Genomic DNA, 18,113 nt, shown 5'->3' with positions numbered 1-18,113 from the left:
GCCCCGGAAGGGGCTCCGGACGCTAGCTTCGGGAGGCCTGATCGAAGAATTCGCGTTCGTAATAGCAGGCGTACATGAACGCCTCGAGGGCGTCCGCGCGCTGCTTCTCGCTCGCGCCCGAGAGTGCCTTTTCTACCGATTGCAGCGCCATACGCACGGCATCTGTGAAATCGTCGCCTCCGTACATGGACAGCCACGCGTTGTAGGGGTGCTCCGAACTGTTGCTCTCCGCGAGGTGCAAACCGACTTCCGCGTAGAGCCAGAAGCACGGCAAAACTGCCGCGGCGCCGACAACATAGTCCCCCAAAACAGCTTTAGATGTGAGCATATTCACGTAGCCGAGGGTGGTCGGCGAGGGGGGAGTGTCTGCTTCGACGGTGTGCTGGGAGATCCAGGAACGGTGCAGGTCCGATTCGGCTTCGATCGCGACGGTTGCGGACTGCGACCACCACACCTGGTCCTCCGCATCGGGCGCCTTGGCGCTCACGGTTGCCAGGGCGCGGGAGTACTCGCGCAGGTAGTAGGCGTCCTGCACGAGGTAGAAGCCGAACTGCTCCTCCGGCAGGGTGCCGTCGCGGAGCGCACGGATGAACGGCAGCTCCAGGGTCTCCGGCCACACCTTGCGCGCCGCGGCGTCCCAGAGCTCGCGCGTGAAGGGGCCGGCGGCGGGAATCTTGGGTTCGACGGCGGCGGCAGGGAAGGCGGCGGCGGTCCAGTCGTCGCTAAGCTTCCACGGCGTTGTCGACGCTGCCGCCGCGAGGCGCCGCGAACGGTGAAAGTGGTCGACGGGCCCGTGTCCCGTTCCGACGTTGAGCTCGTCGGCGTGCGCGATTGCTTCATGCAGCCAGCTGGACGTCCACGCGAGCGCGCTGTCCGAGTCAATGGCCAAGCGCGCGGCGAGCGCGGACGACAAGGAGCAGCCCGTGCCGTGCGTGTTCTTCGTGTCCACGCGGGGCACGTGCGCGATCTCGACGTCGCCGTCGGGCGTGACTAGTGCGTTCGACGCGTACCCCTCCTTGAGATGTCCGCCCTTGACCACGACGTTCACGTCAGCCGCCTTCGCGTAGGCGCGGCCCTGCTCGAGGGCTTCGTCGAAGGTCTCCGCGGGAGTCGTGCCGGCGAGCACAGCCAGTTCCGGGATATTCGGCGTGACGACGCTCGCGTGGTCCTTCACGAACTGCCTCATCGCATCTTCCGCGTCCTCGGTGAGCAGGCGGTCCCCGCTGGTGGCGACCATCACCGGGTCCACCACAACGATCGGCACGGGGTGCGCCGCCAAAAAGTCGGAGACCGTCTGCGTGGTGTCGACGTCGCCGAGCATGCCGATCTTCACCGCATCCACCTGGACGTCGTCGAAAACGGCGTTGAGCTGCGAGACCAGGAAGTCCTGCGGCGGGACGTGAATGTCGCGGACACCGTGGGTGTTCTGCGAGACCAGCGCCGTGACCACGCACATCGCGTAACCGCCGGCCGCCGAGATGGACTTTAGGTCCGCCTGGATGCCGGCCCCTCCGGTCGGGTCCGTGCCGGCGATGGACAGCACGTTCGGGATGTTCGGGATGGCGCTCGCCGCGCCAGACAAAGAAGTCATCAGACAATTCCTCCGCGAATATTGGTTCGTTCAGGTTCGACGGGTGTGATCTCAGCGTTGCGCCCGGCCGCCGTGAACTGCAGTTCCGCTGCTCCGGTGAGCTGCGGCGGCAGGCGGCGGCGATGGGTGCGTGGCACCCCGTGTCTTGCCCCGACATGCTACGTGAAACGCACCGGCCGGGGGCTGCGGGGATGGCTCCGGTGAAGCGGAAGCCGAGCAGGGGCCGGAGATTTGGGGTTCGTGCAGGCGGCGTGGTTTAATACCACAGTTGTCTAGCGCTGGTCGCAGCTGACGCGCGTTTCCGAGTTGAGGCTGCGAGACCCTTCGACGGTGGCGGCACTGTGGGTGCCGGGGCACTGTTCGTCGATAAGCGGATAGGCACTGATAAGACATTGACCACGTGCGTGCAGGACGGAAATCTGGCGCACATTGATCCAGGTCAGGAGACCAAAGTGATTCAGAAAGAATCGCGTCTGAAGGTCGCCGACAACACCGGTGCACGCGAAATTCTGTGCATCCAGGTGCTCGGCGGTTCTGTCCGACGCTTCGCCGGCATCGGCGACACGATTGTCGCCACCGTGAAGGAAGCCGCCCCCGGCGGCAACGTCAAGGAGGGCGAGGTTGTCCGCGCCGTCATCGTGCGCGCCAAGAAGGAGACCCGTCGTCCGGACGGCTCCTACATCGCTTTCGACGAGAACGCAGCTGTTCTGATCAAGAACGACACCGAGCCCCGCGGCACCCGCATCTTCGGCCCGGTCGCCCGCGAGCTGCGCGACAAGAAGTTCATGAAGATCGTGTCTCTCGCACCGGAGGTGATCTAGTTGAAGATCAAGAAGGGCGATATGGTCCAGGTCGTCGCTGGTAAGGATAAGGGCGCGCAGGGCCGCGTCATCGAGGCTTACCCGAAGCGCGACCGCGTCCTCGTCGAGGGCGTCAACCGTGTGAAGAAGCACGTCGCAAACTCCTACAACGAGCGCGGCGCCGAGTCCGGCGGCATCGTTACCCAGGAGGCCCCGATCCACGTGTCCAACGTGATGGTCGTCGACTCCGAGGGCAGCCCGACCCGTGTGGGCTACCGCTTCGATGAGAACGGCAAGAAAGTCCGCGTTGCCAAGTCGAACGGGAAGGACATCTAATGACCGAGAGCACCACCAACTACACGCCGCGTCTGAAGACGCGTTACAAGGACGAGATCCGCGGCAAGCTCTCCGAGGAGTTCGGCTACGACAACGTCATGCAGATCCCGGGTCTGACCAAGATTGTGGTCAACATGGGTGTCGGTGACGCTGCCCGCGATTCCAAGATGATCAACGGCGCGCTCGAGGACCTCACCGCGATCACCGGCCAGAAGCCGCAGCTGCGTCGCGCGAAGAAGTCCATCGCTAACTTCAAGCTCCGTGAAGGTATGCCGATCGGCGCGAAGGTCACCCTGCGCGGCGACCGTATGTGGGAGTTCCTGGATCGTCTGCTGACAGTCGCTCTCCCGCGTATCCGCGACTTCCGCGGCCTGTCGGACACCCAGTTCGACGGCAACGGCAACTACACGTTCGGCCTGTCCGAGCAGACGATGTTCTACGAGATCGACGTGGACAAGATCGACCGTCCGCGCGGTATGGACATCACCGTTGTCACCTCCGCAGTCAACGACGAGGAAGGCCGTGCGCTGTTGCGCCACTTCGGCTTCCCGTTCAAGGACAAGGACGGCAAGATGCAGCGCGCATAAGCATCTCGCTTATCGACGAATAACCCCACCCGCCCCACGCCTCAATAAGATGCCTACCGTTTAGATAGCAGTCGGTGATGGGTGGGCCCAGAAGACCTCAATGGCCTGATTCCGATACTGCATCGGGATCAGGCCGTGTAGTCGTTTGGGGCTGAAACGCTCCGCGAATTCAATTTTGTGTTCCCCCTTCTTTGCCACGGGCGAACTCAGTCCTGTGGTAAAGCTTCGTCTACTGTCGGCCGAAGACATCCTACTTCATAGCGTTCCCATAGCAGGTCTTCTAGCAGCGTTTCGATTTTTCGTGCACGGCGCTCCGCTAGAAATCTTCGTTTTCGTCCTCGCCGTTTTCATGATAGTCCGCCGCTTCTTCGTGGCTATATTTATCGGCGTAAGCTATGGCATCTTCATAAGCATCTTGAAGTCCGTCGCCACTAGCATCAAGAATGCTTTCCCAATCGAAGCCCATTCTATTATCCCCTTTCCTTCAAGGATCACTTCTAGTCCAATGGTATCTTACGACAGGGGCTGGGGGTTCCCCTGGGATTCAAGGCTGTGCATTACAAGTTGCGGTAGTTGTCCTTGGTGCGGAGGATCGAAAATCTGGGTCACTCTGCTTTTTACTGCTGCCGAGTGGTGTGTGGGCCGGTCTAAGGCCATTGGGGCAGTCTAACTTGGTAGATTGATTTTGCCGATCGCATTTTCGAGTCTCTTAGCCATGGTTGAGTCTTTCTTGGCTATGAGCGATAAAGATTGCCGTGCACAGGTAACGGCTATGTATAGAAGTTTCTTGTTCCAATCGAAGGTGCCGGACAGTGCAAGGTGGTCGAGCCCAACAATAATGGCGGCTTCCGATTCCAGGCCTTTAAAGGCCCGCGAGGATGGTGCGCATGCCGGCTTCGAGGCCGGCTTTGACGTCGGTGTCCATGCGGTCGCCGATCATGATGGTGTTCTCGGAGTGGGCGCCGATATTGTTCAGGGCGGTGCGCATCATCACCGGGTTGGGTTTGCCGACGTAATAGGGGTGTTTCCCGGTCATTTCGGTGATCATCGCGGCGACTGCGCCGGTCGCCGGGATGACTCCGTTCGGGCCGGGCCCGGTCACGTCCGGGTTGGTGCCGATGAACCGGGCACCGTTCATGATCAGGTTTGCCGCCGTCGAGATGGCTTCGAAGGAGTAGGTGCGGGTTTCGCCCAGCACCACGAAATCGGGGTCGGCGTCGGTGAGGATCCAGCCTTGCTCGTGGAGAGCCGTCGTCAAGCCTGCTTCCCCGATGACGTATGCGCTTGATGAGGAACCCGCCTGTTGCGCGAGGAAGCGCGCGGTCGCGGTGGCGGATGTCCAAATCCGTTCGGGTTCGATGTGCAGGCCCATGCGCACGAGTTTCGCCGAGAGGTCCCGTGGTGTCTGCATCGAGTTGTTCGTGAGCACCATGAACGGGATCTCCTCCTCCCGCAAAGCGGTGATGAATTCCTCGGCGCCTGGGATCACGGAACCTTCCCGGTGGAGTACACCGTCCATGTCGGTCAAGTAGGAAATCATGTCTTTTCTCCTTCAGCTTGTCGGTGTGAAAGCAGACGCTTGACGAAGAACACCCCCTGTCGCGCGCCCTCTCGTGGGCGAGGTCAGGGGGTGTGAACGCGTCCGTCAGGAAGCTCCTAGTCCGTGAGCTCCGCCTGGTTCATGACGTCGCGCAGGACCTTGGAGGAGTGTGCGAATTGCTCGGACTCGTGCTCGTCGAGGGAGAGCTCGACGACCTCCTGGATGCCGTTGCGGTTGATCACGGCCGGGGTGCCGATGTAGATGTTCTCTTCACCGTACTGGCCCTCGAGCAGCGCGCTGACAGGCAGGACAGCTCCCTCGTTCTTCAGCACAGCGCGGGTAATGCGGGCCAGGCCACCGCCGATGCCGTAGCTGGTGGAGCCCTTGGCGCGGATGATGTCGTAGGCCGCGTCGCGGGTCTTGACAAAGATCTCCTCCATCTTGCTGGAGGTGTCCGCGTCGGTCTCCGCCAGCTTCTCCAGGCGGTCCTTCAGCGGGATGCCCGCGGCGGAAGCGGAGGAAGTTACAGCCAGCTCGGTGTCGCCATGCTCGCCGATGACGTAGGCGTGGACGTTGGTGGCGGAGACGTCGAAGTACTCGCCGAGCGCGTAGCGGTAGCGGGCGGTGTCCAGCACGGTGCCGGAGCCAATGACGCGGTTGGACGGCAGACCGGAGAACTTCCAGGTCGCGTACGCGAGGACATCGACTGGGTTGGTGGCGACGACAAAGATGCCGTTGAAGCCGTGGTCCATGACCTCGTCGACGATGGACTTGAAGATCTTCACGTTGCGGCCGACCAGCTCGAGGCGGGTCTCACCGTCGCGCTGTGCGACACCAGCGCAATTGACGACGACAGCAGCGTCACGGCAGTCCTCGTAGGTGCCCTGGGTGACGCGGGTGTTGTGGCCCGACCACGGCACAGCGTGGTTCAGGTCTTGGACTTCGCCCCAGACCTTTTCCTCATTCAGATCGATGATGGCCAGGTGGTCGCACAGACCCTGGTTGACAATGGCGGATGCGTAGGCCATTCCGACATCACCGGCGCCGATCAGCACGACCTTGTTACCGGGAGTGGGGTTTTCTGCGTCGACGTCGACCTTGCGCGATGCGTTCGGATGGATCATTGATGCTCCTTCGCTCGTGTTCGCTGCTTCAGCTTTGTCGCAGCCTTGGTACCGAGACTAGCCCCGAAATTCAGGTCGTGCCCGCGACGGAGTTATCCACAGGTGCCTGTTCGAATCCGGCAGGTGGGGGTGACCGTGCGCGGTAGAACCAGCGGTGTACCTTCCAGACACAAAACCAAGGGGGAAACATGGGTACGACGAACATCGACAAGATCAAGGAACGCGTGCAAAAGCTGCTCAATCAGGCTGCGGACCGGGCGGGGACCGCCGAGGGGGAGGTTTTTTACCAGAAGGCCTTCGACCTCATGGCGGCCTACGGGTTCGAGGAGAGGGACCTGCGCAACCACTCCGATGCGGACGAGGTGATTATGCGCACATTCGCGCTCAGCGGGGCTTACACGGACATGCAAGCGTCGCTTCTGTTGAACGTTTGCTCCGCCTTGCACTGCGTGGCGTACATGGAAAGTGCGCGGCGCTCCCGGAAGGTCTCGGCCGTCACGGCATTCGGTCTGCGCCGGCACGTGGAGCGCGCGGAGATGCTCTACGCCGTCCTGAACCCGCAGATGGCTGCTGGAGCGCAGCAGGTCAGCGGCAACCGTGTGCTCGGGGTGGCCACGGTGGTGGCGCGCCGGTCCTACATGGGCGGGTTCATCAGCGTGGTCGCGGACCGGCTCCAGGCCGCCGAGGGGTCTGTCGCCGCCGGGAAAGGGGAGTACGCGCTCGCGCTCATGGACGACCGCGATAAAGCCCAGGACGCCATGGATGCTTTCGCCGCGGAGCAGGGCATCATATTCACCAACCGCGCATCCAAGGCCACCGTGCACGGCGATTCGTTCCACCGCGGCGCCAGCGCCGGGGAATCGAGCGATCTCGGCCAGACCCGGGTGCGCGCCCGCCCGGCCCTGCCGTGCTAGCTGCTGGGGCACCGTAGGCCCACATGCGTTTGTGTATGAAACTACATAAATTTCAGCACCTAATAACCAATCTCCAGCTTCCGCCCAATGCGCGTCTTAATGTTTCGCAGGACACATTATTTGTTTTCGGGATGGAGTTTCAGTGGCGTACAGGGTGAAAAAGACGAAAAGACTGGGGGCAGTTCTCGTGGCCGCGGCTCTTGCGGCGGCATCTGTGGGGGGGAAATCCTTCGGGGCCGGCGGGAGGCGTCGATAAGCAATTTGTGCCTTCCGTGCCCTGACCTGTATTGTTTAGCAACGGTTCTGCGCGCGCTGAGCGTGCGCACGACCCGCATTGAACGTAAACATCCAACTTTGTTGCAGGCCCCCCGCCGAAATGCGGACCGTATGAAGGGTGGCGGCGAGCACCTTCCGTTACTGAGCGGCAAGGAGCGCCACTGTCTTGAGTCCGGAAAAGTGCCGGTCAGGTGCAGTCCGGACTCGTAGTAGCCCCCGACAGAACACACGGATAACGCGAGTCCCCCATGCCCCGGAGGTGTGGAGGACAAGGTGGGTAACGGGAACCGCAACGAGAAAGGTAAGCGGTCAACCATGACCATGACAGATCCCATTGCGGACATGCTGTCTCGCGTGCGCAACGCAAACAACGCGCACCACGAGACCGTGTCCATGCCCTCCTCGAAGTTGAAGGTCAACATCGCGGAGATCCTCAAGCAGGAGGGCTACATCACTGACTACAAGGTCGAGGAAGAGAAGGTCGGCAAGACCTTGTCCCTGGACCTCAAGTACGGACCGTCCCGTCAGGCCTCCATCGCAGGTCTGCGCCGCGTGTCCAAGCCCGGTCTGCGTGTCTACGCGAAGTCCAACGACCTGCCGCAGGTTCTCGGCGGCCTGGGCGTGGCCATCATCTCCACGTCCCACGGCTTGCTCACCGACCGTCAGGCCCAAGAGAAGGGTGTGGGTGGGGAAGTCCTCGCCTACGTCTGGTAAAGGGAGGTTGAACAGATATGTCTCGTGTAGGTAACGCACCTATCGCAATCCCCAACGGCGTCGAAACCAAGATTGACGGCCAGCACGTCGAGGTGAAGGGCCCGAAGGGCACCCTGACCGTCGATGTTCCGACACCGATCACCGCCGCCGTTGAAGAGAACCAGATCGTGGTTTCTCGCCCGAATGACCACCGCGACAACCGCTCGCTCCACGGCCTGTCCCGCTCGCTGATCAACAACTGCGTTGTCGGCGTGACCGAGGGCTACAAGATCAACATGGAGATCTTCGGTGTCGGCTACCGTGTCCAGCTGAAGGGCAAGAACCTCGAGTTCTCCCTCGGCTACTCGCACCCGGTCCTCATCGAGGCTCCGGAGGGCATCACGTTCGCCGTCGACGGCAACACGAAGCTCTCCATCGAAGGCATTGACAAGCAGCAGGTTGGCCAGGTTGCCGCGAATATCCGCCGCCTCCGCAAGGATGACCCGTACAAGGGTAAGGGCATCCGCTACGAGGGCGAGCAGATTCGCCGCAAGGTCGGAAAGACGGGTAAGTAAACCATGAGCACTGAAGAAAAGACTACTCAGAAGCGCACCCCGGTCGGCCGGGACATTGCTACCCGCCGCCGTGAGGCCCGCGTCCGCCGCCACAACCGCATCCGCAAGACCCTGCGCGGCACCCCGGAGACCCCGCGTCTCGTTGTGCACCGCAGCTCCCGTCACATGCACGTCCAGGTGATCGACGACCTGGCCGGCCACACCCTCGTGGCCGCTTCCTCCATGGAAGATGCAGTGCGCACCCTCGATGGTGACAAGAAGGCTAAGGCAGCCAAGGTGGGCGAGCTCATCGCGGAGCGCGCCAAGGAAGCCGGCATCGAGACGGTCGTCTTCGACCGTGGCGGCTACAAATACCACGGCCGCGTCGCCGCGCTTGCCGACGCCGCCCGCGAAGGTGGTCTGAAGTTCTAATGACCACCGCAAACGATACTCAACGGAAGGATCGCGACATGGCCGAGCGTGAACGGCGTGACGGCGGAGCATCCGCCGACGACCAGAACAAGCAGAACAACAACGGACGCAGCGGTCGCAACGACCGCGGCGGCCGCAACGAGCGTGGTGGCCGCGGCCGCCGCGACGACCGCCGTGGCGGTGCCCAGGACGAGCGCGACAAGTACATCGAGCGCGTTGTCACCATCAACCGTGTCGCCAAGACCGTCAAGGGCGGCCGCAACATGTCCTTCACCGCGCTCGTCGTGGTCGGCGACGGCCAGGGCATGGTCGGTGTCGGCTACGGCAAGGCGAAGGAAGTCCCCGCCGCTATCCAGAAGGGTGCAGAGGAAGCCCGCAAGAACTTCTTCCGCGTCCCGATGATCGGCGGCACCATCCCCCACCCGGTCCAGGGCGAGGATGCCGCTGGCGTGGTCATGCTGCGCCCGGCTGCTCCCGGTACCGGTGTCATCGCCGGCGGCGCTGCCCGTCCGGTGCTCGAGTGCGCCGGCGTCCAGGACATCCTGGCCAAGTCCCTGGGTTCCGACAACGCCCTCAACGTGGTTCGCGCCACCGTTTCGGGCCTGAAGGAACTTGTGCGCCCCGAGGAAGTTGCTGCCCGCCGCAGCAAGTCCATCGAGGAAGTCGCCCCCGCACGTATGCTGCGTAAGCGCGCAGGACAGGAGGCTTAAGCACAATGGCACTGAAAATTACACTTCACCACGGAATGGTCGGCGAGAAGCCGGCCACCCGTAAGAACCTCGAGGCTCTCGGCCTGCGCAAGATCGGGCAGTCTGTTGTCAAGCAGGACAACGGCGCGACCCGCGGCCAGATCCTCAAGGTGGCCCACCTGGTCACCGTTGAAGAAGTAGCAGGGGAGTAGGTACTGACATGGCTGACATCATTAAGCTCCATGATCTGCGCCCGGCTGAGGGTGCGAACAAGGCCAAGACCCGCGTCGGCCGCGGTGAGGCTTCCAAGGGCAAGACCGCTGGCCGCGGTACGAAGGGCACCAAGGCTCGTAAGCAGGTTTCCGCCGCTTTCGAGGGTGGCCAGATGCCGCTGCACATGCGTCTGCCGAAGCTCAAGGGCTTCAAGAACAACAACAAGATCGTCTACCAGGTGGTCAACGTTTCCGACCTGGCCAAGGCGTTCCCGGAGGGTGGCTCCATCACCTCCGCAGACATCGCTGCCGCTGGCCTGGTCCGCAAGAACCAGCCGGTGAAGGTGCTGGGCGACGGCGAGATCTCCGTCAAGCTCGACATCACCGCAGAGAAGTTCTCCAAGTCCGCCGCCGAGAAGATCTCGGCAGCCGGTGGCTCGATCACCGAGGCTGCTCCGAAGGTCGAGAAGGCTGACAAGGCTGAGGAGGCCAAGGAGGACTAGTCCTACCTTGAACTGAAACTCCCCGCCGGGGTGCGCGAGAGCGCTTCCCGGCGGGGAGTTTTGGCGTTCCGTGCCTCCCCGACGTGGTTCTTCCGCGGTGGGCCGCGCGGAAGCTTGCCGGGGGAATCGTAGTTTCGCATACCCACCTGGTAGGGTGGACGAGTCAAAATATGTCCACCGTTCCGGTATGACACGGCGCGGCCGGGCATCAACCTACGTTATCTACTGTCCGCTACTTCCTTCGCTGGGTGCGGCGCCGTTATGGGGTTGGCGTACACAGTGGGCGGGAAGAGCCAGGAGGCCACGTGTCAGCCATTGTTCAGGCGTTCAAGGACGCCGATCTACGCAAGAAGATTTTGATCACCATTGCGCTGATCATCCTGTACCGGATCGGTGCGCAGATCCCGACCCCGGGTGTCGACTACGGAGTAATCGCCGAGCGCCTCAGCGCGCTCACCAAGGACAACGACGCCAATATTTTCTCGGTGATCAGTCTCTTCTCCGGCGGCGCGCTGCTGCAGCTATCGATCTTCGCCATCGGCATCATGCCGTACATTACTGCGTCGATCATCGTGCAGCTGCTCACCGTCGTCATCCCGCGCTTCGAGGAGCTGAAGAAGGAAGGACAGTCCGGCCAGGCGAAGATGACGCAGTACACGCGTTATCTCACCGTGGCGCTGGCGCTGCTCCAGTCTTCCGGCATCGTGGCGCTGGCGGACCGCGAGCAGCTGCTCGGCCAGGGTGTGCCCGTCCTCGTTGAGGACCGCAACCTGTGGACCCTCGCGATGATGGTGATCGTGATGACCTCCGGTGCTGTTCTGATCATGTGGCTCGGCGAAATCATCACGGAAAAGGGCGTCGGCAACGGCATGTCCCTGCTCATCTTCGCCGGTATCGCGACCCGCTTGCCCACGGACGGCGCGAATATCTTCCGCCAGTCCGGCCCAGTCGTCTTCGCCGTGGTCATCGCAGCGGTGATCCTGCTTGTCGTCGGCATCGTCTTCATCGAGCAGGGCCAGCGCCGCATCCCGGTGCAGTACGCCAAGCGCATGGTCGGCCGCCGCCAGTACGGCGGAACCTCGACTTATCTGCCGCTCAAGGTCAACCAGGCCGGCGTTATCCCGGTGATCTTCGCGTCCTCCCTGATGTACGTTCCGGTCCTGATCACCCAGATCATCAACTCCAACAAGCCCACGCCGCCGGACAACTGGTGGATGTCCACCGTCATCGCGTGGCTGCAGAACCCGGCTTCGTGGCAGTACATCCTGATTTACTTCACGCTGATCATCTTCTTTGCGTACTTCTACGTCTCCATCCAGTACGACCCGTACGAGCAGGCGGACAACATGAAGAAGTACGGCGGCTTCATCCCGGGCATCCGTCCGGGCCGCCCGACGGCCGAGTACCTGGCGTTCGTGATGAACCGCCTGCTCTTCGTCGGCGCCATCTACCTCGGCCTCATCGCGATCCTCCCGAATATCGCTCTGGACCTGGGTATTAGCGGCAGCGGCAAGGGGGGCAGCATGTCCGCGTTCGGCGGCACGGCTATCCTGATTATGGTCTCCGTGGCCCTGACCACGGTGAAGCAAATTGAATCCCAGCTACTGCAATCCAACTACGAAGGACTGTTGAAATAATGCGTCTCGTTCTCCTCGGCCCTCCCGGTGCCGGTAAAGGTACCCAGGCAGCGATCCTCTCGGAGAAGCTGAACATCCCCCACATCTCAACGGGCGATCTGTTCCGCGCCAATATCGGCGAGGGCACCCCGCTGGGCAAGGAAGCCAAGGAGTACATCGACGCGGGCAAGCTCGTCCCGACCGATGTCACCGCGCGCATGGTGGAGGAGCGCCTGAACGAGGAAGACGCCGCGAACGGCTGGCTCCTCGACGGCTTCCCGCGCACCGTTGAGCAGGCCGAGATCCTCGAGGATCTGCTCAAGCGCAACGACCAGAAGCTCGACGGCGTCCTCAACTTCAAGATCAACGAGGACGTTGTGGTTGAGCGTATGCTGGCCCGTGGTCGCGCCGACGACAACGAGGACACGATCCGCACCCGTCTGCAGGTGTACCGGGACGAGACCGCGCCGCTGATCGACCACTACGGCGATGCGATCATCAACATCGACGCCGAGGGCGATGTCGACGAGGTCAACGCCCGCGCAATGGAGCAGCTGGGCAAGTAGCCGCCGCCCCACTGCACCAATGACCGCGCTGGCCTTAGCTAGGCCAGCGCATTCTTTATTCATGGAGGCAACCGCATGATGCTGTTCGGCCGTAAGAAGTCCCTTCCCGCAAAGTCACCGGGGGAGCTCGACGCGATGGAGGAAGCCGGCCGCATTGTCGGCATTGCGCTGCAGGAAGTGCGTGAAGCGGCGGCACCCGGTGTGACAACCGCTGACTTGGACGAGGTCGCCGAAGAAGTGATCCGCCGGCACGGCGCGACCCCTACTTTCAAGGGGTACCAGGGCTTCCCAGGCAGCATTTGCGCGTCCGTGAACGAAGTCGTGGTCCACGGCATCCCGAGCACCAAGACGGTCCTCAAGGAGGGGGACTTGGTGTCCATCGACTGCGGGGCGACCCTCGAGGGGTGGGTCGGCGACTCGGCCTGGAGCTTTGGGGTGGGGGAGCTGGCGGGGGACGTCGATAAGCTCAACCGCGCAACCAGGCAAGTGCTACTCGAAGGCCTCCAAGCGATGGTGCCCGGCAACCGGCTCACCGATATCTCCCACGCGCTCGAGGTGGCGACCCGCGAGGCGGAAGAGGAGTTCAGCATCAAGCTCGGCATTCTCGCCGGATACGGCGGACACGGCATCGGCCACGAGATGCACGAGGACCCGTACCTGCGCAACGAAGGACATCCGGGCCGCGGCCCGCTTATCGACGAAGGCTCCGTCCTGGCCATCGAACCGATGCTGATCCTCGGCGGTGAGACCGGCTCGACCGTGCTCGACGACGACTGGACAGTCGTCACCGCTGATCATTCCCCCGCCGCGCACTGGGAGCACACTGTCGCCGCGACCGCTGACGGCCCCCGGATTCTCACTCCACGGGTCGGGTAGACAAGCCTGGGGAAATTGCCGGTTGGCTCACCGTTTTCCGGCATGGGGCGTTATACTTTCCACCATGTCCTTCACACCGCGCCACGCGCTTGAAACCAAAACCTCCCGCTTTGCCCGCCGCGCAGGTTCGCTGCTGGCTGGCGCGGGCATCGTCGCCGCTATCGTCGCAAGCCCCGCGACCGCCGAGGCCGCGCCTGCTCCGGCCCTGCCGAACCTGACTGCGTCGAGCTCCTCGGCGTTCCTGCAGCAGGCCGAGAAGAACCTGCAGGCCGCATCCATGCAGCTGAACACCAACGCACGCAACGCCGTGTGGGACGCACGTAACGCTCTGCGCGCCCAGGCGACCGCGCTCGCCGGTGCCAACAAGGCCTTCGAGAAGCAGCTTCACGACGGCATCGACGGCCTCGTCGAAGCTATCGCTCCCGGCCTGATCGCGGAGCACACGCCGAAACCGAAGCCGAAGCCCGCGCCGAAACCGGCCCCGAAGCCTGCACCGCAGCCGAAGCCCGCGCCGAAACCGGCCCCGAAGCCGCAGCCTGGTGGTTGCGCCCCGTCGGCACGCGCCTGCGTCGACCTGAAGAATCAGCGCACCTGGCTGCAGAGCAACGGCAAGATCACCTATGGGCCGGTCCGCATGGCGTCCGGCAAGCCGGGGCAGGAGACACCGAAGGGCTTCCACTACGTCAACCGCAAGGTCAAGGACGAGATCTCCTACGAGTTCAACAACGCCCCGATGCCGTACGCGACGTACTTCACTAACAACGGCATCGCCTTCCACCAGGGCGACCCGTCCATCAAGTCGGCCGGCTGCATCCGCATGTACCGCCAAGATGCCCAGACCTACTTCAACAACTTGCAGATCGGCGATCAGGTCCACGTCTTTTAAAGGCGCGCCTCAAGGCCACGCGCATCCTCCCATCCGACCCCAACGGGCCGGGCTGGGAGGATTTTGCTTTCCCGCAGGTAGATGGCTAAAGTGGTCACGTGGTGTGCGGGGAAAACCCAGCGCACCGCAAGCAATTGACTCAAATACGTTAGGCACCAGCAGTTTTGCCGGTGCCGGGAAAGCGGAGTGTATGGCTAAAGAAGGCGCAATCGAGGTCGAGGGCCGCATTATCGAGCCCTTGAAGAACGCGATGTTCCGTGTCGAGCTCGACAACGGTCACGAGGTTCTCGCACACATCAGCGGCAAGATGCGCCAGCACTACATCCGCATTCTCCCCGAGGACCGCGTCGTCGTGGAACTGTCCCCGTACGACCTGGACCGCGGACGTATCGTCTACCGCTACAAGTAAATTCACCCCCTAGGGGTGGGACAGCTTGTTCGGCTCGGTAGCCGAGTCAAAAGCACCAGAACAGAAGCCTCCTTACTCTCGGATCGGATGCCGCACAGCACCGACGATCCATGCAACCTCCGGCTGCGGTGGCTGGAGCCACGTGAATCACGGCCCAATAGTCCGGTACGGACCGGACACAAGTGCCGCTTGGCGTGGACGAGTGGGGAGAAAACCACCGAAACAACCCGAAAGGCACGTACCACATGGCACGTCTAGCTGGTGTCGACCTACCGCGCAATAAGCGTATGGAGGTCGCACTTACCTACATCTACGGAATCGGCCCGGCCCGTTCCAAGGAGCTGCTCGAGAAGACGGGCATCTCTCCTGACCTGCGCACCGACAACCTGACCGACGATCAGGTCGCCGCTCTTCGTGATGTCATCGAGAACTCGTGGAAGGTTGAGGGCGACCTCCGCCGCGAAGTTCAGGCTGATATCCGCCGCAAGATCGAAATCGGCTCTTACCAGGGCCTGCGTCACCGTCGTGGACTCCCGGTCCGCGGCCAGCGCACCAAGACCAACGCGCGTACCCGCAAGGGACCGAAGAAGACCATCGCAGGAAAGAAGAAGTAACCTATGCCACCGAAGACTCGCTCCTCCGCTGCGCGCCGCTCCGGTCGTCGCGTAGCCAAGAAGAATGTGGCCGCTGGCCACGCGTACATCAAGTCCACCTTCAACAACACCATCGTGTCCATCACGGACCCGAACGGTGCTGTGATCTCGTGGGCGTCCTCCGGCCACGTCGGCTTCAAGGGCTCCCGCAAGTCCACCCCGTTCGCTGCCCAGATGGCCGCCGAGAACGCTGCCCGCAAGGCAATGGACCACGGTATGAAGAAGGTCGACGTTTTCGTCAAGGGTCCGGGCTCCGGCCGCGAGACCGCCATCCGTTCGCTCCAGGCCGCCGGCCTGGAGGTGTCCTCGATCTCCGACGTGACGCCGCAGCCGTTCAACGGCTGCCGTCCGCCGAAGCGTCGTCGCGTTTAACTGGTGAGAAAGGAAAAGAGGTAATACATCATGGCTCGTTATACCGGCCCTGCTACCCGTAAGTCTCGCCGCCTTCGCGTCGACCTTGTCGGCGGCGACATGTCCTTCGAGCGTCGTCCCTACCCTCCGGGGCAGGCTGGCCGCGCCCGCATCAAGGAATCTGAGTACCTGCTGCAGCTCCAGGAGAAGCAGAAGGCCCGTTACACCTACGGTGTGATGGAGAAGCAGTTCCGCCGCTACTACGAGGAGGCCAACCGCCTCCCGGGCAAGACCGGCGACAACCTGCTCATCCTGCTGGAGTCCCGTCTGGACAACGTCGTGTACCGCGCCGGTCTGGCACGTACCCGCCGTCAGGCCCGTCAGCTGGTGTCCCACGGCCACTTCACGGTCAACGGCAAGAAGACCAACGTGCCGTCCTACCGCGTGACCCAGTACGACATCATCGATGTGCGTGACAAGTCCCGCAACATGCTCTGGTTCGAAGAAGCCCAGGACGCGCTGGTCGACTCCGTCGTCCCGGCGTGGCTCCAGGTCGTTCCGGAGACCCTGCGCATCCTCGTGCACCAGCTGCCCGAGCGCGCTCAGATCGACGTCCCGCTGCAGGAGCAGCTCATCGTCGAGCTTTACTCGAAGTAAGGTAGGAGTTCCGCGGTTAGCGGAGCCCCCTTCAATTGTCATCCGTGTTGGCGGCACTGGCCGCTGGCACTCTCTACGGCGTCATATAGCGGTCGCCGGAAAAGGAGAAGTCCATGCTCATCTCTCAGCGTCCTCAGCTCACTGAGGAGTACATCGACACCAACCGCTCGAAGTTCGTCATCGAGCCGCTCGAGCCCGGTTTCGGTTACACCCTCGGTAACTCTCTCCGCCGCACGCTGCTGTCGTCCATCCCGGGCGCAGCCGTGACCTCCATCAAGATCGAGGGTGTGCTCCACGAGTTCACCACGATCAACGGTGTCAAGGAGAACGTCTCTGAGATCATCCTCAACGTGAAGGACCTCGTGCTGTCCTCCGACTCCGATGAGCCGGTGGTCATGTACCTGTCCAAGGAAGGCCCGGGCGAGGTCACCGCAGCAGACTTCGATCTGCCGGCTGACGTCACCGTGCACAACCCGGACCTGCACATCGCCTCGCTCAACGAGCAGGCGCGCCTGGAGATGGAACTCGTTGTCGAGCGCGGCCGCGGCTACGTTCCGGCGATGCCCAACTCCGGCGGCGAGATCGGCCGTATCCCGGTCGACCAGATCTATTCGCCGGTGCTGAAGGTGTCCTACAAGGTTGAGGCGACGCGTGTCGAGCAGCGTACCGACTTTGACAAGCTGATCATCGATGTGGAGACCAAGAACTCCATGACCGCCCGCGACGCTCTCGCGTCCGCAGGTTCCACCCTCGTGGAGCTGTTCGGCCTCGCACGTGAGCTGAACACCGCCGCAGAGGGCATCGAGATCGGCCCGTCCCCGCAGGAGACGGAGTACATCGCCGCGTACAACATGCCGATCGAGGACCTGAACTTCTCCGTGCGTTCCTACAACTGCCTGAAGCGCCAGGAGATCCACACCGTCGGTGAGCTTGCCGAGTGCACCGAATCCGACCTGCTGGACATCCGCAACTTCGGCCAGAAGTCCATCAACGAAGTGAAGATCAAGCTCGCTTCTTTGGGCCTGACTCTCAAGGATGCCCCGGAAGATTTCGATCCGACCCAGCTTGAGGGCTACGACGCAGAGACCGGCGACTTCGTCGACGGCTCCATGGATGACGCCGAGTAATCAACGCGCACTGACACTGACGTTTCAATGAACACCGTTTCCGCAGGCTCCCGCCCATAAGCGATAGAGTCCGCGAAACAACATGAGGAGTACAACAATGCCTACCCCGAAGAAGGGCCCGCGTCTCGGCGGTTCGGCTGGCCACCAGAAGCACATTCTGTCCAACCTGGCCAGCCAGCTGTTCGTGAACGGCTCCATCAACACCACCGAGGCCAAGGCCAAGGTGCTGCGCCCGTACGCAGAGAAGCTGATCACCAAGGCCAAGTCCGGCTCGGTCGCTGACCGCCGCGCCGTGGCCAAGGACATCCCGAACAAGGACGTCGTGGCGTACCTGTTCAACGAGCTCGCCCCGAAGTTCGAGAACCGTGCAGGTGGCTACACCCGCACCATCAAGCTCGAGAACCGCAAGGGCGACAACGCTCCGATGGCCAACATCTCCCTCGTTCTCGAGGAGACCGTGACCTCCGAGGCGACCCGTGCAGCACGCGCCGCCGCATCCCAGCAGAAGGCTGCTGAGGCTGAGGAGAAGGCCGAGGAGACCAAGGCTGAGGCTCCGGCCGACGCCGAGTCCAACGACGACGCTGTGGCCGAGGACACCGCTGAGGCTCCGGAGGTCCAGGAGACGACCGCCGAGGACGAGAAGTAAGCATCTCGCCCAGCTAGCCTGAAGCGCTGAAACGCCCGTTCCCCGAAATTGGGGAGCGGGCGTTCTTGCTAGCGT

24 protein-coding genes and 1 riboswitch are annotated in these 18,113 nt (G+C 62.6%); of the genes, 20 read left to right on the top strand and 4 right to left on the bottom strand.

Translation table 11 applies throughout. From position 1 onward, the window contains the following. Positions 1 to 22 precede the first annotated feature (22 nt). Entirely contained in the window at positions 23 to 1,591 is a 1,569-nt protein-coding gene (locus QYR03_RS06515; RefSeq protein ID WP_301712458.1) for a bifunctional hydroxymethylpyrimidine kinase/phosphomethylpyrimidine kinase, read from the bottom strand. Next, positions 1,581 to 1,742: riboswitch (TPP riboswitch) on the bottom strand. Its footprint overlaps the gene before it by 11 nt. A 301-nt stretch (positions 1,743 to 2,043) precedes the next feature. On the opposite strand from QYR03_RS06515, the gene rplN reads away from it, so the two are divergent. From rplN to rplE, 3 genes are read left to right on the top strand one after another with little or no spacing between them, the layout of a single operon-like run. Beyond that, positions 2,044 to 2,412, top strand: coding sequence for a 50S ribosomal protein L14 (gene rplN / locus QYR03_RS06510; RefSeq protein WP_210575002.1), 369 nt, complete (start codon positions 2,044 to 2,046; stop codon positions 2,410 to 2,412). Next, entirely contained in the window at positions 2,413 to 2,727 is a 315-nt protein-coding gene (gene rplX, locus QYR03_RS06505) for a 50S ribosomal protein L24 (protein ID WP_301712457.1), read from the top strand. Beyond that, on the top strand, positions 2,727 to 3,314 hold the full coding sequence (gene rplE, locus QYR03_RS06500) for a 50S ribosomal protein L5 (protein WP_259851921.1): 588 nt from the start codon (positions 2,727 to 2,729) through the stop codon (positions 3,312 to 3,314). The genes rplX and rplE overlap by 1 nt, the downstream gene beginning before the upstream one ends. Positions 3,315 to 3,630: 316 nt before the next feature. Here rplE and QYR03_RS06495 read toward each other — a convergent pair whose 3' ends face one another. The 3 genes from QYR03_RS06495 to QYR03_RS06485 form a co-directional block, all read right to left on the bottom strand. Further along, positions 3,631 to 3,780: a hypothetical protein gene (locus QYR03_RS06495; protein WP_259851920.1), complete on the bottom strand. Its 150-nt coding sequence runs from the start codon at positions 3,778 to 3,780 to the stop codon at positions 3,631 to 3,633. 396 nt (positions 3,781 to 4,176) lie between these two features. Then, entirely contained in the window at positions 4,177 to 4,854 is a 678-nt protein-coding gene (locus QYR03_RS06490) for an HAD-IIA family hydrolase (RefSeq protein ID WP_259851919.1), read from the bottom strand. A 116-nt stretch (positions 4,855 to 4,970) separates the two neighbouring features. Continuing rightward, positions 4,971 to 5,978: an L-lactate dehydrogenase gene (locus tag QYR03_RS06485; RefSeq protein ID WP_259851912.1), complete on the bottom strand. Its 1,008-nt coding sequence runs from the start codon at positions 5,976 to 5,978 to the stop codon at positions 4,971 to 4,973. Between the two features lie 188 nt (positions 5,979 to 6,166). Here QYR03_RS06485 and QYR03_RS06480 point away from each other — a divergent pair, with 188 nt between their 5' ends. The 17 genes from QYR03_RS06480 (at position 6,167) to rplQ (ending at position 18,038) form a co-directional block, all read left to right on the top strand. Next, the gene (locus QYR03_RS06480) at positions 6,167 to 6,892 is read left to right on the top strand and encodes a DUF2786 domain-containing protein (protein ID WP_301712456.1); all 726 of its coding nucleotides are present in this window, start codon (positions 6,167 to 6,169) and stop codon (positions 6,890 to 6,892) included. A 591-nt stretch (positions 6,893 to 7,483) separates the two neighbouring features. Next, positions 7,484 to 7,882, top strand: coding sequence for a 30S ribosomal protein S8 (gene rpsH, locus QYR03_RS06475; protein ID WP_301712455.1), 399 nt, complete (start codon positions 7,484 to 7,486; stop codon positions 7,880 to 7,882). 17 nt (positions 7,883 to 7,899) lie between these two features. After that, complete coding sequence (gene rplF / locus QYR03_RS06470) at positions 7,900 to 8,436, top strand: 50S ribosomal protein L6 (RefSeq protein WP_259851908.1); 537 nt, start codon at positions 7,900 to 7,902, stop codon at positions 8,434 to 8,436. Between the two features lie 3 nt (positions 8,437 to 8,439). Next, the gene (gene rplR / locus QYR03_RS06465; RefSeq protein WP_259851907.1) at positions 8,440 to 8,847 is read left to right on the top strand and encodes a 50S ribosomal protein L18; all 408 of its coding nucleotides are present in this window, start codon (positions 8,440 to 8,442) and stop codon (positions 8,845 to 8,847) included. Positions 8,848 to 8,885: 38 nt separating this feature from the next. Continuing rightward, a complete protein-coding gene (rpsE, locus tag QYR03_RS06460; protein ID WP_301712454.1) occupies positions 8,886 to 9,557 on the top strand; it encodes a 30S ribosomal protein S5 in 672 nt (223 codons plus the stop codon). A gap of 5 nt (positions 9,558 to 9,562) precedes the next feature. Next, positions 9,563 to 9,748, top strand: coding sequence for a 50S ribosomal protein L30 (rpmD, locus tag QYR03_RS06455; RefSeq protein WP_259851906.1), 186 nt, complete (start codon positions 9,563 to 9,565; stop codon positions 9,746 to 9,748). 8 nt (positions 9,749 to 9,756) lie between these two features. Next, a complete protein-coding gene (gene rplO, locus QYR03_RS06450; protein ID WP_301712453.1) occupies positions 9,757 to 10,251 on the top strand; it encodes a 50S ribosomal protein L15 in 495 nt (164 codons plus the stop codon). Between the two features lie 305 nt (positions 10,252 to 10,556). Next, the gene (gene secY, locus QYR03_RS06445; RefSeq protein WP_259850039.1) at positions 10,557 to 11,888 is read left to right on the top strand and encodes a preprotein translocase subunit SecY; all 1,332 of its coding nucleotides are present in this window, start codon (positions 10,557 to 10,559) and stop codon (positions 11,886 to 11,888) included. After that, positions 11,888 to 12,433: an adenylate kinase gene (locus QYR03_RS06440; RefSeq protein WP_259850038.1), complete on the top strand. Its 546-nt coding sequence runs from the start codon at positions 11,888 to 11,890 to the stop codon at positions 12,431 to 12,433. The genes secY and QYR03_RS06440 overlap by 1 nt, the downstream gene beginning before the upstream one ends. Positions 12,434 to 12,508: 75 nt before the next feature. Then, positions 12,509 to 13,309: a type I methionyl aminopeptidase gene (gene map, locus QYR03_RS06435; RefSeq protein ID WP_301712452.1), complete on the top strand. Its 801-nt coding sequence runs from the start codon at positions 12,509 to 12,511 to the stop codon at positions 13,307 to 13,309. A 64-nt stretch (positions 13,310 to 13,373) separates the two neighbouring features. Further along, the gene (locus QYR03_RS06430; protein WP_301712451.1) at positions 13,374 to 14,195 is read left to right on the top strand and encodes a L,D-transpeptidase; all 822 of its coding nucleotides are present in this window, start codon (positions 13,374 to 13,376) and stop codon (positions 14,193 to 14,195) included. Between the two features lie 190 nt (positions 14,196 to 14,385). Then, entirely contained in the window at positions 14,386 to 14,604 is a 219-nt protein-coding gene (infA, locus tag QYR03_RS06425) for a translation initiation factor IF-1 (protein WP_259850028.1), read from the top strand. 245 nt (positions 14,605 to 14,849) lie between these two features. Beyond that, a complete protein-coding gene (gene rpsM / locus QYR03_RS06420; RefSeq protein ID WP_005286639.1) occupies positions 14,850 to 15,218 on the top strand; it encodes a 30S ribosomal protein S13 in 369 nt (122 codons plus the stop codon). A 3-nt stretch (positions 15,219 to 15,221) separates the two neighbouring features. Next, positions 15,222 to 15,629 carry a 30S ribosomal protein S11 gene (gene rpsK / locus QYR03_RS06415; protein ID WP_301712450.1) on the top strand — a complete coding sequence of 136 codons (408 nt, stop codon included), beginning with the start codon at positions 15,222 to 15,224 and terminating at the stop codon, positions 15,627 to 15,629. Positions 15,630 to 15,659: 30 nt separating this feature from the next. Then, positions 15,660 to 16,265, top strand: a complete 606-nt coding sequence (gene rpsD / locus QYR03_RS06410) for a 30S ribosomal protein S4 (protein ID WP_076599145.1) — start codon at positions 15,660 to 15,662, stop codon at positions 16,263 to 16,265. Between the two features lie 113 nt (positions 16,266 to 16,378). Further along, positions 16,379 to 17,392, top strand: a complete 1,014-nt coding sequence (locus QYR03_RS06405; RefSeq protein WP_301712449.1) for a DNA-directed RNA polymerase subunit alpha — start codon at positions 16,379 to 16,381, stop codon at positions 17,390 to 17,392. Between the two features lie 97 nt (positions 17,393 to 17,489). Further along, entirely contained in the window at positions 17,490 to 18,038 is a 549-nt protein-coding gene (gene rplQ / locus QYR03_RS06400; RefSeq protein WP_259850017.1) for a 50S ribosomal protein L17, read from the top strand. The last annotated feature ends 75 nt before the right edge of the window (positions 18,039 to 18,113 follow it).

Source organism: Corynebacterium sp. P4-C1 (genome assembly GCF_030503595.1).
Classification (GTDB): Bacteria; Actinomycetota; Actinomycetes; order Mycobacteriales; family Mycobacteriaceae; genus Corynebacterium.
Note: the sequence above shows the minus strand (reverse complement) of the source record. Positions and strands in the feature narration are given on the sequence as shown.

Excerpts from the sequence above, each read along its gene's own strand:
- rplE (WP_259851921.1), top strand. The coding sequence starts at position 2,727 with ATGACCGAGAGCACCACCAACTACACGCCGCGTCTGAAGACGCGTTAC.
- map (WP_301712452.1), top strand. The coding sequence starts at position 12,509 with ATGATGCTGTTCGGCCGTAAGAAGTCCCTTCCCGCAAAGTCACCGGGG.
- QYR03_RS06490 (WP_259851919.1), bottom strand. The coding sequence starts at position 4,854 with ATGATTTCCTACTTGACCGACATGGACGGTGTACTCCACCGGGAAGGT.
- rpsK (WP_301712450.1), top strand. The coding sequence starts at position 15,222 with ATGCCACCGAAGACTCGCTCCTCCGCTGCGCGCCGCTCCGGTCGTCGC.
- rpsD (WP_076599145.1), top strand. The coding sequence starts at position 15,660 with ATGGCTCGTTATACCGGCCCTGCTACCCGTAAGTCTCGCCGCCTTCGC.
- QYR03_RS06480 (WP_301712456.1), top strand. The coding sequence starts at position 6,167 with ATGGGTACGACGAACATCGACAAGATCAAGGAACGCGTGCAAAAGCTG.
- rplR (WP_259851907.1), top strand. The coding sequence starts at position 8,440 with ATGAGCACTGAAGAAAAGACTACTCAGAAGCGCACCCCGGTCGGCCGG.
- rplQ (WP_259850017.1), top strand. The coding sequence starts at position 17,490 with ATGCCTACCCCGAAGAAGGGCCCGCGTCTCGGCGGTTCGGCTGGCCAC.
- QYR03_RS06430 (WP_301712451.1), top strand. The coding sequence starts at position 13,374 with ATGTCCTTCACACCGCGCCACGCGCTTGAAACCAAAACCTCCCGCTTT.
- QYR03_RS06485 (WP_259851912.1), bottom strand. The coding sequence starts at position 5,978 with ATGATCCATCCGAACGCATCGCGCAAGGTCGACGTCGACGCAGAAAAC.
- QYR03_RS06405 (WP_301712449.1), top strand. The coding sequence starts at position 16,379 with ATGCTCATCTCTCAGCGTCCTCAGCTCACTGAGGAGTACATCGACACC.
- rpsH (WP_301712455.1), top strand. The coding sequence starts at position 7,484 with ATGACCATGACAGATCCCATTGCGGACATGCTGTCTCGCGTGCGCAAC.
- rpsE (WP_301712454.1), top strand. The coding sequence starts at position 8,886 with ATGGCCGAGCGTGAACGGCGTGACGGCGGAGCATCCGCCGACGACCAG.
- QYR03_RS06495 (WP_259851920.1), bottom strand. The coding sequence starts at position 3,780 with ATGGGCTTCGATTGGGAAAGCATTCTTGATGCTAGTGGCGACGGACTT.
- rplO (WP_301712453.1), top strand. The coding sequence starts at position 9,757 with ATGGCTGACATCATTAAGCTCCATGATCTGCGCCCGGCTGAGGGTGCG.
- rpsM (WP_005286639.1), top strand. The coding sequence starts at position 14,850 with ATGGCACGTCTAGCTGGTGTCGACCTACCGCGCAATAAGCGTATGGAG.
- rplF (WP_259851908.1), top strand. The coding sequence starts at position 7,900 with ATGTCTCGTGTAGGTAACGCACCTATCGCAATCCCCAACGGCGTCGAA.
- rpmD (WP_259851906.1), top strand. The coding sequence starts at position 9,563 with ATGGCACTGAAAATTACACTTCACCACGGAATGGTCGGCGAGAAGCCG.
- QYR03_RS06515 (WP_301712458.1), bottom strand. The coding sequence starts at position 1,591 with ATGACTTCTTTGTCTGGCGCGGCGAGCGCCATCCCGAACATCCCGAAC.
- infA (WP_259850028.1), top strand. The coding sequence starts at position 14,386 with ATGGCTAAAGAAGGCGCAATCGAGGTCGAGGGCCGCATTATCGAGCCC.
- QYR03_RS06440 (WP_259850038.1), top strand. The coding sequence starts at position 11,888 with ATGCGTCTCGTTCTCCTCGGCCCTCCCGGTGCCGGTAAAGGTACCCAG.